The 13,958-nt window shown below is 74.9% G+C and carries 10 protein-coding genes; 7 read left to right on the forward strand and 3 right to left on the reverse strand.

Annotated elements, in window-relative coordinates; translation table 11 throughout:
• Positions 1–6 precede the first annotated feature (6 nt).
• The 6 genes from IE305_RS15210 (at position 7) to IE305_RS15235 (ending at position 10,251) form a co-directional block, all read left to right on the forward strand.
• Complete coding sequence (locus tag IE305_RS15210) at positions 7–2,940, forward strand: FAD-binding and (Fe-S)-binding domain-containing protein (RefSeq protein ID WP_190130094.1); 2,934 nt, start codon at positions 7–9, stop codon at positions 2,938–2,940.
• 190 nt (positions 2,941–3,130) lie between these two features.
• Entirely contained in the window at positions 3,131–4,798 is a 1,668-nt protein-coding gene (locus IE305_RS15215) for an acyclic terpene utilization AtuA family protein (protein ID WP_229891046.1), read from the forward strand.
• Positions 4,795–6,396 (forward strand): acyl-CoA carboxylase subunit beta, encoded by a 1,602-nt coding sequence (locus IE305_RS15220; protein WP_190130096.1) that lies wholly within the window; start codon positions 4,795–4,797, stop codon positions 6,394–6,396. The genes IE305_RS15215 and IE305_RS15220 overlap by 4 nt, the downstream gene beginning before the upstream one ends.
• Positions 6,397–6,422: 26 nt before the next feature.
• Positions 6,423–8,402 carry an ATP-binding protein gene (locus IE305_RS15225; RefSeq protein ID WP_190130097.1) on the forward strand — a complete coding sequence of 660 codons (1,980 nt, stop codon included), beginning with the start codon at positions 6,423–6,425 and terminating at the stop codon, positions 8,400–8,402.
• Positions 8,399–9,595 carry an acyl-CoA dehydrogenase family protein gene (locus IE305_RS15230; protein WP_190130098.1) on the forward strand — a complete coding sequence of 399 codons (1,197 nt, stop codon included), beginning with the start codon at positions 8,399–8,401 and terminating at the stop codon, positions 9,593–9,595. The genes IE305_RS15225 and IE305_RS15230 overlap by 4 nt, the downstream gene beginning before the upstream one ends.
• Entirely contained in the window at positions 9,592–10,251 is a 660-nt protein-coding gene (locus IE305_RS15235; protein WP_229890990.1) for a TetR/AcrR family transcriptional regulator, read from the forward strand. Before IE305_RS15230 ends, IE305_RS15235 begins: the two co-directional genes overlap by 4 nt.
• A gap of 24 nt (positions 10,252–10,275) precedes the next feature.
• On the opposite strand, the gene IE305_RS15240 is transcribed toward IE305_RS15235, so the two are convergent.
• Both IE305_RS15240 and IE305_RS15245 read right to left on the reverse strand, forming a co-directional pair.
• Positions 10,276–11,151 carry an endo alpha-1,4 polygalactosaminidase gene (locus IE305_RS15240; RefSeq protein ID WP_190130099.1) on the reverse strand — a complete coding sequence of 292 codons (876 nt, stop codon included), beginning with the start codon at positions 11,149–11,151 and terminating at the stop codon, positions 10,276–10,278.
• 57 nt (positions 11,152–11,208) lie between these two features.
• Positions 11,209–12,045, reverse strand: a complete 837-nt coding sequence (locus IE305_RS15245) for an arylamine N-acetyltransferase family protein (protein ID WP_190130100.1) — start codon at positions 12,043–12,045, stop codon at positions 11,209–11,211.
• A gap of 159 nt (positions 12,046–12,204) precedes the next feature.
• On the opposite strand from IE305_RS15245, the gene IE305_RS15250 reads away from it, so the two are divergent.
• Positions 12,205–13,239, forward strand: a complete 1,035-nt coding sequence (locus IE305_RS15250) for a methyltransferase (protein WP_190130101.1) — start codon at positions 12,205–12,207, stop codon at positions 13,237–13,239.
• Here the strand turns inward: IE305_RS15250 and IE305_RS15255 are convergent.
• A complete protein-coding gene (locus IE305_RS15255; protein ID WP_190130102.1) occupies positions 13,227–13,940 on the reverse strand; it encodes a bleomycin resistance protein in 714 nt (237 codons plus the stop codon). The genes IE305_RS15250 and IE305_RS15255 overlap by 13 nt on opposite strands.
• Positions 13,941–13,958 lie beyond the last annotated feature (18 nt).

A 13,958-nucleotide genomic window follows, 5' to 3' on the forward strand; every position in this document is an offset into this window, starting at 1 on the left:
GTGCCCATGGGTGATCAATGGGGTGATCGACGGGGTGATCGACGGGGTGACCGGCCCGACCGGCCGGGCCGGCTGTCCGACGACCGGCGCCGCGAGCTCGCACACGCCCTCCGCGCCGTCCTGCGCGCCGGCACGGACGTCGACTTCGGCGCCTCGGCGCGCGCCCTCACCACCATGGACGCCTCCAACTACCGGCGCGTCCCCCTCGGCGTCGTCGCCCCGCGCGACGCGGACGACGTGCGCCTCGCCCTCGCCGTCTGCCGCGAGCACGGTGTGCCGGTGGTGCCGCGCGGCGGCGGTACGTCCGTCGGCGGGCAGGCCACCGGCGAGGGCGTGGTGCTCGACTTCACCCGCCACATGAACGCCGTCCTGGCCGTCGACCCGGCGGCCCGTACCGCCCGGGTGCAGCCCGGCGCCGTCCTCGACGTCCTGCGGGCCGCCGCCGCGCCGTACGGGCTGACCTTCGGCCCCGACCCGTCGACGCACGGCCGCTGCACCCTCGGCGGGATGATCGGCAACAACGCGTGCGGCGCCCACTCGGTGGCCTGGGGCACCACCGCCGACAACGTCCGCTCGCTGGACGTGCTGACGTACGGCGGCGAGCGCTGCCGTCTGGCGCAGGGTGACGACGGTGTGCCGCAGCGCATCGCCGACGGCGTACGGGCGCTCGTACGCGCCGAACTCGCGCTCCTGCGCACCGGCTTCCCCGAGCTGCCGCGCCGCAACTCCGGTTACGCCCTCGACGCCCTGCTGCCCGAACGCGGCACCGGCCACGCCCGCGCGTTCACCGGCAGCGAGGGCACCCTCGGCGTGCTCACCGAGGCGACCGTCGCCCTGGTCGAGGCACCGGCGGCACGGGCGCTGGCGGTGCTCGGGTACGCGGACGAGGGCGCGGCGGCCGACGCGGCGCCGGCGGTCGTCGCGTACGGGCCCCTGACCGTCGAGGGCATGGCCGCCGACCTCGTGGGCGCCGCCGCGCGCGACCTGCCCCGGGGCGCCGCATGGCTGTTCGCGGAGACCGGCGGCGCCACGCCCGCCGAGGCCGCCGACAGGGCCCGGGCCCTGTGCCGGGCGGCCGTCGCCGACGGCGCCACCGGGCACGCCGTCGTCACCGACCCGGCGGCGCAGCGCCGCCTGTGGCGCGTACGAGAGGACGCCGCCGGCACCGCGACCCGGCTGCCCGACGGCGGCGAGGCGTGGCCCGGCTGGGAGGACTGCGCGGTGCCGCCCGCCCGGCTGGGCGCCTACCTGCGCGACTTCCGCGCCCTTCTGGCGGCGTACGGGCTGCGCGGCGCGCCGTACGGGCACTTCGGCGAGGGGTGCGTGCACGTACGGCTCGACGTGGACCTGGTGAGCGAGGAGGGTGTGCGCCGCTACCGCGCGTTCTCCACCGACATGGCGGACCTGGTCGTGGCGCACGGCGGTTCGCTGTCGGGCGAGCACGGCGACGGGCAGGCGCGCGCGGAGCTGCTGCCGCGCCTGTACGGGCCGGACGTGGTCCGGCTGTTCGAGCGGTTCAAGGACGTGTGGGACCCGTGGGGCGGCCTCAACCCCGGGATGCTCGTCCGTCCCTATCGTCTCGACGAGAACCTGCGGTTCGCCGTCCTGCCGCGCCGGCCCGTCGACGTCACGTTCACCTATCCGGAGGACGGTGGCGACTTCTCGGCGGCGGTACGGCGGTGCGTGGGGGTGGCGCGGTGCCGGGAGAAGGCGGTGGGCACCGGGGTGATGTGCCCTTCGTTCCGTGTGACGGGGGAGGAGCGGCACTCCACGCGCGGCCGGGCGCGGCTGCTGCACGAGATGCTGGCGGGGGAGGTGGTGACGGAGGGCTGGCGGTCGCCGGAGGTGCGGGAGGCGCTGGACCTGTGCCTGGCCTGCAAGGGGTGCCGCAGCGACTGCCCGGTGGGGGTGGACATGGCCACGTACAAGGCGGAGTTCCTGCACCACCACTACGAGGGGCGGCTGCGGCCCGCCGCCCACTACACGATGGGGTGGCTGCCGCTGTGGCTGCGCGCTGCTGCTCCGGTGGCGCCGGTGATCAACCGCCTTGCGGCCGCGGGGCCGTTGACCGCGGTGGGCAAGCGGCTGGCGGGCGTCGCGCCGGAGCGGGATCTCCCCGAGCTGCCTGCGGAAACGTTCACGCGGTGGTGGCGGGCGCGGGCGCGGCGGCGGGTAAGGCAGGCGTACGGCCGGCCGGGTGCCCCCGCCGTCGTCCTCTGGCCCGACACGTTCACCAACCACTTCACGCCCTCCGCCGCCCGCGCCGCCGTCACCGTCCTGGAGGACGCCGGGCTGCGCGTCGTCGTCCCGCCGAAGCCGGTGTGCTGCGGCCTGACCTGGGTGTCCACCGGGCAGTTGGGCGTCGCCCGGCGCGTCATGCGGCGCACGCTCGACGTCATGGCGCCGGCGCTCGACGCCGGCCTGCCCGTCGCCGGCCTCGAACCCAGCTGCACCGCCGCCCTTCGCACCGAACTGCCCGCGCTGCTGCCCGGCGACGAGCGGGCGCACCGGCTGGCCCTCGCCGTACGGACCTTCGCGGAGGTCCTGGAGGAGTGCGCGCCGCAGTGGCGGCCGCCGCGCCTGGACCGGCCCGTCGTCGGCCAGACGCACTGCCACCAGCACGCCGTCCTCGGTGACGCGGCCGAGCGGCGGCTACGGGAACGAGCCGGGCTGCTCGGAGAGTTGAGCGGCGGATGCTGCGGCCTGGCGGGCGACTTCGGCTTCGTCAGCGGTCACTACGAGGTGTCCGTCGCCTGTGCCGAGGAGCAGCTCCTGCCGTCCGTCCGGCAGGCACCGCCCGGGGCGGCCGTGCTCGCCGACGGCTTCTCCTGCCGTACGCAGCTCGCCCAGCTGGCGGGGGTGCGGGGGCGGCATCTGGCCGAGTTGCTGGCGGAGGGGATCGCCGCCGCATCAGATATGACTGAACTCGACCGAACCTGACCGAAAACAAATCCAGCACGCTTGCTTGTTCTTGATCCCGCTGCCACCCTCCCGTGCCATGTCCGCGTCCGTCCCGGGGCCTCGCGTTCCGGCGTCCGAGCAGCTCCCGCCCCGCCCGCGCCCGCGCCCGCCGCTGCGGATCGGCAACGCCTCCGGCTTCTACGGCGACCGGTTCGACGCCCTGCGCGAGATGCTCACGGGCGGGCCGCTCGACGTCGTCACCGGCGACTACCTCGCCGAGCTCACGATGCTCATCCTGGGCCGGGACCGCGCCAAGGACCCCTCGGGCGGCTGGGCCCGCACGTTCCTCGCCCAGCTGGAGGAGGGCCTCGGCCTCGCCGTCGACCGCGGCGTACGCATCGTCGCCAACGCCGGCGGACTGAACCCCGCCGGGCTCGCCGAGCGGATCGAGCGGCTCGCGGACCGGCTCGGCGTGCCCGTCCGCGTCGCGCACGTCACCGGCGACGACCTGCTGGCCGACGGGCCGCAGGCCGCCGCGCAGCTGCTGGGCGAGCGGGCCGAGGGCGTGCTGACGGCCAACGCCTACCTGGGCGGCGCCGGCATCGCCGCGTGCCTGCGGGCGGGCGCAGACGTGGTGGTGACGGGCCGCGTCACCGACGCCGCGCTGGTCACCGGCCCGGCGGCGGCCCACTTCGGCTGGGAGCCGGGCGACCTCGACGCGCTGGCGGGCGCCGTGGTCGCCGGGCACGTGCTGGAGTGCGGGGCGCAGGCCACGGGCGGCAACTACGCGTTCTTCGGCGAGCTCGACGCGCGCCGCCCCGGGTTCCCCCTCGCCGAGATCCACGCGGACGGCTCGGCCGTCATCACCAAGCACCCCGGCACGGGCGGCGCCGTCACCGTTTCGACCGTCACCGCGCAGCTGCTGTACGAGACGGCGGGCGCGCGCTACCCGGGGCCGGACGTCACCGCGCGCCTGGACACGGTGCGGCTGCGGCCGGACGGTCCCGACCGGGTGCGGATCTGCGGGGTGCGCGGCGAGCCGCCGCCCGCCACCCTCAAGGCGGGCCTGACGCGGGTGGGCGGGCTGCGGCACGAGGTGGTGTTCGTGCTGACGGGCCTCGACATCGAGGCCAAGGCGGCCCTGGTGCGCGCCCAGCTCGACAGCGTCCTGGCGGGCCGGCACCCCGCCGAGGTCAGCTGGACGCTGGCCCGTACGGACCGGGCCGACGCGGAGACGGAGGAGGAGGCCAGCGCGCTGCTGCGGCTGGTGGTGCGCGACCGGGACCCCGGCACGGGCCGGGCCGTGGGCGCGGCCTGCGTGGAACTGGCGCTGGCCAGCTACCCGGGCTTCCACCTCACCGCGCCACCGGGCAAGGGCACGCCGTACGGGGTGTTCGAGGCGGTGTACGTGGACGCGGACGCCGTACGGCACGTGGCGGTGCTGCCCGACGGCACGCGCGTGCCGGTGCTGCCGTCGCCGGTCCGTACGCGCGGAGGGCAGGGAGGGGCGGCGGCGGACGACGGGCCGCGCGTCCTGCTGCCGGACCCGCTGCCGCCGGGGCCGACGCGCCGGGTGCCGCTCGGCCTGGTCGCGGGGGCGCGCAGCGGCGACAAGGGCGGGACCGCCAACGTCGGGGTGTGGGTGCGGAGCGAGACGGCGTGGCGGTGGCTGGCGCACGAGCTCACGGTGGAACGTTTCCGTGCGCTGCTGCCGGAGACGGCTCGGTTCCCCGTGGAGCGGCACGTGCTGCCGAACCTGCGGGCGCTGAACTTCGTCGTGCACGGGCTGCTGGGCGAGGGTGTGGCGTCGCACGCCCGCTTCGACCCGCAGGCGAAGGCGGTGGGGGAGTGGCTGCGGGCCCGCCACGTGAACGTACCGGAGGTGCTGCTTCCGTGACGGTCCTCGGTTCCGCCATCGATGTGCGTTCCGTCGCCCACGCCGCCAACCGGCGCTCGATGCTGGAGAAGATCCGCGAGATCGAGGCCGAGCACGCGCGGGCCGTGGCGGGCGGCGGGGAGAAGTACACCGCCCGGCACCGGGCGCGCGGCAAGCTGCCGGCGCGCGAACGCGTCGAACTGCTCGTGGACGCCGACACGCCGTTCCTGGAGCTGTCGCCGCTGGCCGCCTGGGGCAGCGAGTATCCCGTCGGCGCGTCGATCGTCACGGGCATCGGCGTCGTCGAGGGCGTCGAGTGCCTGATCGTCGCCAACGACCCCACCGTGCGCGGCGGCGCCAGCAACCCGTGGACGCTGCGGAAGGCGCTGCGCGCCCACGAGATCGCGCTCGCCAACCGGCTGCCGCTGATCTCCCTCGTGGAGTCGGGCGGCGCCGACCTGGCCGGCCAGAAGGACGTGTTCGTCCCCGGCGGCGCGCTCTTCCGCGACCTGACGCGGCTGTCGGCGGCCGGCATCCCCACGGTGGCGGTGGTGTTCGGCAACGCCACGGCGGGCGGCGCGTACGTGCCCGGCATGTCCGACCACGTGATCATGGTGCGGGGGCGGGCCAAGGTGTTCCTCGGCGGGCCGCCGCTGGTGCGGATGGCCACGGGCGAGGAGAGCGACGACGAGTCGCTGGGCGGCGCCGCGATGCACGCCGGGGGCTCGGGCCTGGCCGACGGGCTCGCGGAGGACGAGTACGACGCGCTGCGGCAGGCACGCCGCGCCGTCGCACGGCTCCACCACCGCAAGGCGGGCCCCGGCCCGTCCGCGCCGTCCGTCCCGCCGCTGTACGACGCGGAGGAGCTGCTCGGCGTCGTGCCCACCGACCTCAAGGTGCCGTTCGACCCGCGGGACGTGATCGCCCGGGTCGTCGACGGCTCGGACTTCGACGAGTTCAAGCCGCTTTACGGGCCGAGCCTGGTGACGGGGTGGGCGCGGCTGCACGGCTACCCGGTGGGCGTGCTCGCCAACGCGCACGGCGTGTTGTTCAGCGCGGAGGCGCAGAAGGCGGCGCAGTTCATCCAGCTCGCGAACCGGCGCGACACCCCGTTGCTCTTCCTGCACAACACCACCGGCTACATGGTGGGCCGGCAGTACGAGCAGGGCGGCATCGTCAAGCACGGCGCGATGATGATCAACGCGGTGTCGAACTCGCGGGTGCCGCACCTGTCGGTGCTCCTCGGCGCGTCGTACGGCGCCGGGCACTACGGCATGTGCGGGCGCGCCTACGAGCCGCGCTTCCTGTTCTCCTGGCCGAGCGCGAAGGCCGCCGTGATGGGCCCGCAGCAGCTGGCGGGGGTGCTGTCGATCGTGTCGCGGGCGGCGGCCGAGGCGAAGGGACGGCCGTACGACGACGAGGCCGACGCGGCGCTGCGGGCGGCCGTGGAGGCGCAGGTCGAGGCCGAGTCGCTGCCGCTGTTCCTCTCCGGCCGGCTGTACGACGACGGGGTGATCGACCCGCGCGACACGCGGACGGTGCTGGGGATCTGCCTGTCGGCGGTGCACGGCGCGCCGGTGGAGGGGGCGCGGGGCGGGTTCGGCGTGTTCCGGATGTGACCGGCCGGCTGGGAAGAGGTGGTGCTGTGATCGGGTCCGTGCTGGTCGCCAACCGGGGCGAGATCGCCTGCCGGGTCTTCCGTACGTGCCGGGAGCTGGGCCTCGCCACGGTGGCCGTGCACTCCGACGCGGACGCGGGCGCCGCCCACGTACGCCACGCCGACGCGGCCGTACGGCTGCCGGGCGTGGCGCCCCGCGACACGTACTTGCGGGGCGACCTGCTGGTGCGGGCGGCGCTCGCGGCCGGCGCGGACGCCGTGCACCCGGGGTACGGGTTCCTGTCGGAGAGCGCGGAGTTCGCGCGCGCCGTGCGGGACGCGGGGCTGGTGTGGGTGGGGCCGCCGCCGGAGGCGATCGCGGCGATGGCGTCGAAGACGCGCGCGAAGCGGCTCATGGCGGCGGCCGGCGTGCCGCTGCTCGCGCCGCTGGACCCGGCGGCCGTGACCGCGGCGGACCTTCCCCTGATGGTGAAGGCGGCGGCGGGCGGGGGCGGGCGCGGGATGCGCGTCGTGCGGGACGCGGCGGAGCTGGGGGCCGGTCTGGCGGCCGTGCTGGAGTCGGCGCGGGCCGAGGCGGAGGCGGCGTTCGGTGACGGCGAGGTCTTCGCCGAGCCGTACGTCGACGGCGCCCGGCACGTGGAGGTGCAGCTCCTGGCCGACACCCACGGCACCGTGTGGATGCTCGGCACGCGCGACTGCTCGGCGCAGCGGCGGCACCAGAAGGTGATCGAGGAGGCGCCGGCGCCGGGGCTGCCGGCCGGTTGCGAGGAGGCGCTGCTGTCGGCGGCGGCCGGGGCGGCGCGGGCGATCGGCTACGTGGGCGCGGGCACGGCGGAGTTCCTGGTGGCGGCCGACGGGCGGCCGTACTTCCTGGAGATGAACACCCGGCTCCAGGTCGAGCACCCCGTCACCGAGTGCGTGTACGGCATCGACCTCGTGGCCTGGCAGCTGCGCGTGGCGGAGGGCGCGGCGCTGCCACCGGAACCGCCCGCGCCGTCGGGGCACGCGGTGGAGGCGCGGCTGTACGCGGAGGACCCGGCGCGCGGGTTCGCGCCGTCGGTGGGGGTGGTGCGGCGACTGGAGGTCCCGGGGGAGGGCGGGATACGTCTCGACGCAGGATACGAGGCGGGTGATGTGGTTGGGGCGCATTACGACGCGCTGGTGGCGAAGGTGGTGGCGTGGGCGCCGACGCGCGCCGAGGCGGTGCGCCGGCTGGCGCGGGCGCTGGAACGGGCGCGCATCCACGGACCGGTGACCAACCGCGACCTGCTCGTACGGACGCTGCGGCACCCGGAGTTCGCTGCCGGGCCGGTGGACACGGGGTTCTACGGGCGGCGGCTGGGCGAGCTGGTGGGGGGACCTTCTGATGGCGCCGGCCTTGCGGTGGTCGCGGCGGCGGTGGCGCAGGCGGCCCGGGGCGGGGCCGGCGCCTGGCGGAACGTTCCCTCGCAGGCGCAGGTGAAGCGGTACCGGCAGGAGCCGGACGGCACGCTGCACGAGGTCCGTTACCGGTGGGGGCGCAGTGGCCCGGTGGTCGAGGACCGGCCGGGGGTGCGGGTGCTGGAGGCGGGCGGGGAGAGGGTGCTGCTGGAGGCGGCGGGCGTGCGGTACGGGGTGGACGTGGCCACGTACGAGGAAGAGGGGGACGGGGGCGCCGTGTATGTGGACACCCCGCACGCCGGCGCGTACGCCTTCACGCCGCTGCCCCGGCTGCCGCGCCCCGAGACGCGTACGGAACCCGGTTCGCTGCTGGCGCCCGTACCCGGCACCGTCGTGCGCGTCGCGGAGGGTGTGGCGGCAGGGAAGCCCGTGGCGGAGGGGCAGACGCTGCTGTGGCTGGAGGCGATGAAGATGGAGCACCGCGTGGTGGCCCCGGCCGCCGGGACGCTCACCGCCCTGCACGCCGAGGCGGGGCGGCAGGTGGCGGCGGGGGAGCTGCTGGCGGTGGTGGTGGCGAGGGACGAGGCCGAGGGGGACGTACGGTCCGAGGGGAGCGGAGCATCATGAGCCGGGAAGACGCGTACGGCGGCAGCACGAGCAGGTCGTCCGAGCCGGCCGAGCACCGGGAGCTGCGCCGGGCCGTGGGAGCCCTCGCCGCCCGCTACGGGCGCGCGTACTTCGCCGCGGCCGTGCGGGAGGGACGGCGGCCGGAGGAGCTGTGGGCCGAGGCCGGCAGGCTCGGCTACCTCGGCGTGAACCTGCCGGAGGAGTACGGCGGCGGGGGCGGCGGCATCACCGAGCTGACCATCGTGCTGGAGGAACTCGGCACGGCCGGCTGCCCGTTGTTGATGCTGGTGGTCTCGCCCGCCATCTGCGGCACGGTGATCGCCCGCTTCGGCACGGAGGAGCAGAAGCGGCGCTGGCTGCCGGGCCTGGCGGCCGGCACGTTCACGATGGCGTTCGGCATCACGGAGCCCGACGCGGGCTCGAACGCGCACCGGCTGACGACGACGGCGCGCCGGGACGGCGACGACTGGCTGCTCACGGGCCGGAAGGTGTTCGTGTCGGGGGTCGACGCGGCCGACGCGACGCTGATCGTGGGGCGGACGGAGGACGCCCGCACGGGACGGCTGCGGCCGTGCCTGTTCGTCGTGGGGCGGGAGACGCCCGGGTTCGCGTACCACCGCATCCCGATGGAGGTGGCGGCGCCGGAGAAACAGTTCGAGCTGGTCATGGACGACGTGCGGCTGCCCGGCGACGCGCTGGTGGGGGAGGAGAACGCCGGCCTGCTCCAGCTGTTCGCGGGCCTGAACCCCGAGCGCATCATGACGGCGGCGTTCGCGACGGGCATGGGCCGGTACGCGCTCGCGCGGGCGGTGGAGTACGCCCGTACGCGCCGGGTGTGGGATCAGCCCATCGGCGCGCACCAGGCGATCGCGCACCCGCTGGCGCGGTCGCACGTCGAGCTGGAGCTGGCCCGGCTGATGATGTACAAGGCGGCGGCCCTGTACGACGCGGGGGACGACAGGGGCGCGGGCGAGGCGGCGAACATGGCGAAGTACGCGGCCGCGGAGGCGGCGGTGACCGCGGTCGACCAGGCGGTGCACACGCTGGGCGGCAACGGGTTGACCACGGAGTACGGGCTCGCGTCACTGATCACGGCGGCACGGGTGGCCAGGGTGGCGCCGGTCAGCCGGGAGATGGTCCTCAACTACGTGGCGCAGCACTCGCTCGGTCTGCCGCGGTCGTACCAGGGGTGAGTGCCATCAGGGCGAGGGCGGAGGAGGCGGCTGCGGCTGTCACCGGCCCCAAGCAGGAACGCAGCCGGGCGACGCGGCAGCGGCTGCTGCGCGCGGCCATCGACTGCCTGGCGGAGCACGGCTGGGCGCGGTCGACGGTGGCCGTGGTGGCCGAGCGCGCCGGGGTGTCGCGGGGCGCGGCACAGCACCACTTCCGTACGCGCGAGGAGCTGTTCACGGCGGCGGTGGAACACGTCGCGGAGGAGCGGCTGGCCGCGCTGCGGCGACTGGCGGACGAGATGGCCCACGAGAGGGCGGCGCCGGCGGGTGCCCGGCCTGTGGTGCGGGAGCTGGTCGCCCTCTATACGGGTCCGCTGTTCCGGGCGGCCCTCCACTTGTGGGTGGCGGCGTCGCACGATCACCACGCGGTGCTGCGTCCGCGCGTCGCGGACCTGGAGGCACGGGTCGGCCGCGAGACGCACCGCGTCGCGGTGCGTCTGCTGGGCGTGGACGACGCGGCGCCGGGCGTGCGCGAGACGGTGCAGGGCCTGCTGGACATGGCGCGCGGCCTGGGGCTGGCCAACCTGCTGACGGACGACGCGGCACGGCGGGCCCGGGTGGTCGACCAGTGGACGGAGATCCTGGCGTCACGGCTGGGCAAGGGGTCCCGCCCCTAGTACTTCAGCCGGATAGAAGAGTGTTCAGCAGGACTCGTACACGTAGCCGCGCTTACCGGCAGGGCTGACCTCGCGATCGCGCAGGGTGATGGACAACTCCTTCCCCCACGCCTGGCAGGCAGCGGTGAAGTCCTTCTTCCCGTACTCGATGTCGAAGACCCTGCCGCCGTAGGCGCGGCTGAATTCGGGGCACTCCTTGTAGCGTCCGCACTCTTCGACGACGGCGAAGTCGAAACCGATGCGGGCGTGCTGGGGAAGCAGGTCGGTGGTGTTCTTCTGGGCGACGGCCAGGTTCCGCTTGTGCGCGCGGTCGGCCAGGAGGCGAGCGAAGGCGACCGCGTGCTCGGAGGTGAGCCTGCCGTCGGAGCGCTCGTAGGAGTCGAGGTTGTCCGGTTCCACCGCGTCGTAATGCGCTGCGGCGCAGCCGTCGATCCATGGGCCGACGATGTTCATCAGGGCCTCGCGCTTGGCCGGCGTCGAGATGTCCAGGAGGGGTTCGTCCCAGTCCTTGTCGACGATCAGCCGGCCGTCGTCGTTCTTCAGGAGCAGGTCCGGGTGCTCTTTCTTCCACCAGCCGACGGCTTCGCCCGGTTGCGTCTGGAAGGCGTTGACGTAGCAAATGTTGTAGAGCCCGTCGGCCGGCTTGGCCTCACGGTCGCGGGAGACGGCCCGCACCTTGCCGGGAGGCGGGTATGCGCCGCCGAGCTGGTAGTCGAAGACGGCATCCGGGCTCGGTCGGCGCACGTTCGCCGGGGCAGCGGTGTCCGGGCCCTCGGCGGTGGGGTGCGCGGCTTCCTGGGGGTCGTCGCCCTGGTCCGTTCCGGTGGCAGAACAGGCTGTGACAAAAAACGTGGACAGGACCACGGCGGCGCAAGCGGCGCGGGTGCGGAGAAGGAACACGAAGGCACCCTATATTCGATATTCGTCGACGCCCCTGCCGACGTCCGACGGCACCCCTTACTGGTTCGCGGCCTCCCACTCCTGGTGCGCCGTACGGACGCGGTGCCAGAGCGCCGCCCGCGCCGACGCGTCGACGTCGCTCAGGTCCAGCCGGAACACGCCGGCCAGTACGTCGTACCAGTCGTCGGCCGTGTCGATGGTCCGCTCGTCCGCGCCCCCGGCGTCGGTCCGGCGCAGTACGCAGCCGCGCAGCAGGTCCATGCCCTTGGCGTCGCGGCGGCCGACGGTGACGACCCGGACGAAGGGGGACTCGGGGGAGGTGGACAGTTGGACGTGCTTCGCGGCGAAGGACGACAGCTGCACGGGGTCCGGCGCGAAGTCCATGGCCGTGAAGGGGCCGAGCGGGTCATGGGTGAACCGCCAGCCACCCGGCTCCGCCACCGACGGGGCCAGCCCATAGGTGAACGGCCCCTCGGAGTAGCTGCCTTCGCGCAGTGGCAGCGGCTCGTGGAGGGCACCGGCGAGCCCCGTGTCGACCAGCCACCGCTCGCCGTCGAGCCGCACCGTAAGGGCGAGATGGTCGCCGTGCGCGCCCGCGGGGTCCTCGGGCGCGCGCTGCACCCCGGCCCGGTGCAGGGTGACGTCGTAGCCGAGGGCCGTCAGCAGCGCGGCCAGGGCTCCGTTGAGGTGGAAGCAGTAGCCGCCGCGCCCGCGCACGAACCGGGCCACGGATTCCCCGGCGCCGATGCCCGGCGGGCGCCCCAGGTGGATGTCGAGGTTCTCGTAGGCGATCCGCTCCACCTGCGCCCGGTGCAGTGCACGGAGCGCCTCGGCGGTCGGGGCCGCCGGCCGGTCCACCCCCAGCGCGGCCAGATAGCCGTCGACGTCGATCATGCTCCCCCTCGGCAGGCGCCACTCGAACGTGTGATCAGCATAGGTGTGAACACCACCGTTCGGGCAGGGGTTCCGGGCATGCGCCTAGGGCCCGGGACCGAGGACGCACCGGACCACGGCCCGTGGCCGGGCAGGTGGGCGGCTGGAAGCGTGGCGGCCATGACTACCTCTGCACCGAAGGACGTTGCCGCTCAGCTCCTCATGGAGCAGGCCCTCGGCCATCTCCACACCGCCGCACTGCGCAGCGCCGCCGAGCTCCGCATCGCCGACCACCTCGGCGCCGGACCGCGCACGCCCGAGGAGCTGGCCGGCACGATCGGGGCGGACGCGACCGTGCTGCGCCGCGTCCTGCGTCTGCTCGCGTCCCGCGGCATCTTCCGCGAGGACGAGGCGGGCGCCTTCCATGTCACGCCCGCGGCACGGATGTTGCGCACGGACGAGCCGGGATCGTTGCGGACGGCGGTGCTGATGATGACGGACGGCATGTTCGTGCGGGCGGCGACGGAGCTGACGGAGACGGTACGGACCGGTGAGCCCGGCTTCCCGCGCGTCCACGGGCGCACGCTCTGGGAGCACTTGGAGACCGACCCGGCCGCCCGCGCGCTCTTCCACAGCGGCATGGCAGCCTACTCGGACCCGGTGAACGACGCGGTCGCGGCCGCGTACCCGTTCCCGGCGAAGGGCACGGTCGTGGACGTCGGCGGCGGCCGCGGCGGCCTGCTGGGCAGCGCCCTGCGGCACCACCCGGGCCTGACGGGCGTCCTCCTCGACCAGGCCGCGGCCGTACGGGAGCCGCTGCTCGTCGGCGACCCGGCGGTGGCCGGGCGCTGGCAGGCCGTCGCGGGCGACTTCCTGACGTCCGTCCCCGACGGGGCCGACGTCTACGTCGTCAAGCAGGTGCTGCCCGACTGGGACGACGAGAACGCTGTACGCATCCTCGGCGCGTGCCGGCGCGCCATGGCGCCCGGCGGCCGGGTCCTGGTGGTCGACGCGGTGCTGGGGCCGGACAACGCGCCGCACCCCGGCAAGGCGGTGGACGTCATGATGATGACGCTGGGCGGTGGCCGCCACCGCGACCTGGCGGAACTGGACGCGCTGTTCGCGGCGGCGGGACTGCGGCGGACGCGCGTCGTGCCGACGGGGGCGCCCGCCTCGGTGGTGGAGGCGGAGGCGGGGGTGTCTCATTCCTCCTGACGGAGATCGTCGAGGCGCCGCAGGTCGTCGCGGGCGGCGTCCCGTTCGCCGGCGGTGAGGCGCTGTGCGGCGTCCGTGGCGCGGGCCAGCACCGACGCGGCGGTGGCCGCGTCGCCGAGCCGCCCGGCCACGTCCGCGCGCAGCACCAGGAGGCGCAGCAGCTGAACGGGAGTGGGCTGTTCGCCGTCGTGGCGCAGGGCGCGGTCGAGGACGCCGGCGGCGGCCGTGAGGTCCTCCTTGGAGTCGGCGAGAAGCGCGGCGTGGTGCAGCGCCCGGGCGTGGAACTCCTTGGGCGCGGACCGGTGGTGGAGGTCGTCGCTCGTCTGCCGCCCGATGCGGATGCAGTTGCCGCCCGGGTCGGTCACCAGGAACTGCCGCACACCGTACGAGGTGTCGCGCAGCGGCCCGATGCGCGGCAGGCCACGGGTGGGTACGCGCCCGTAGGCCGCCTTGAGGCGGGTCCGGAAGTCGTGGTGGAGGGTGTCGACGTCGTCGGTGAGGACGTAGCAGGTGCTGTACGAGGTGGTGGGGTCGTGGTGCTTGACGGCGAAGAAGTGCAGGGTGATGCCGCCGCGTTGGACGACGGCGTAGGGATTGGGGCTCTGCTGCCGGAACACGACCTCGAAGCCGAGTGCGGTGTAGAAGTCGAGGACGGGTTGGAGGGTGGGGCACGGCAGGATCGGGATGGTCTGCTCAGCCATGCACGGCAGTGTAGTCAA

Origin of the sequence: Streptomyces mashuensis, from assembly GCF_014654785.1 — a bacterium.
GTDB classification, from domain to species: domain Bacteria; phylum Actinomycetota; class Actinomycetes; order Streptomycetales; family Streptomycetaceae; genus Streptomyces; species Streptomyces mashuensis.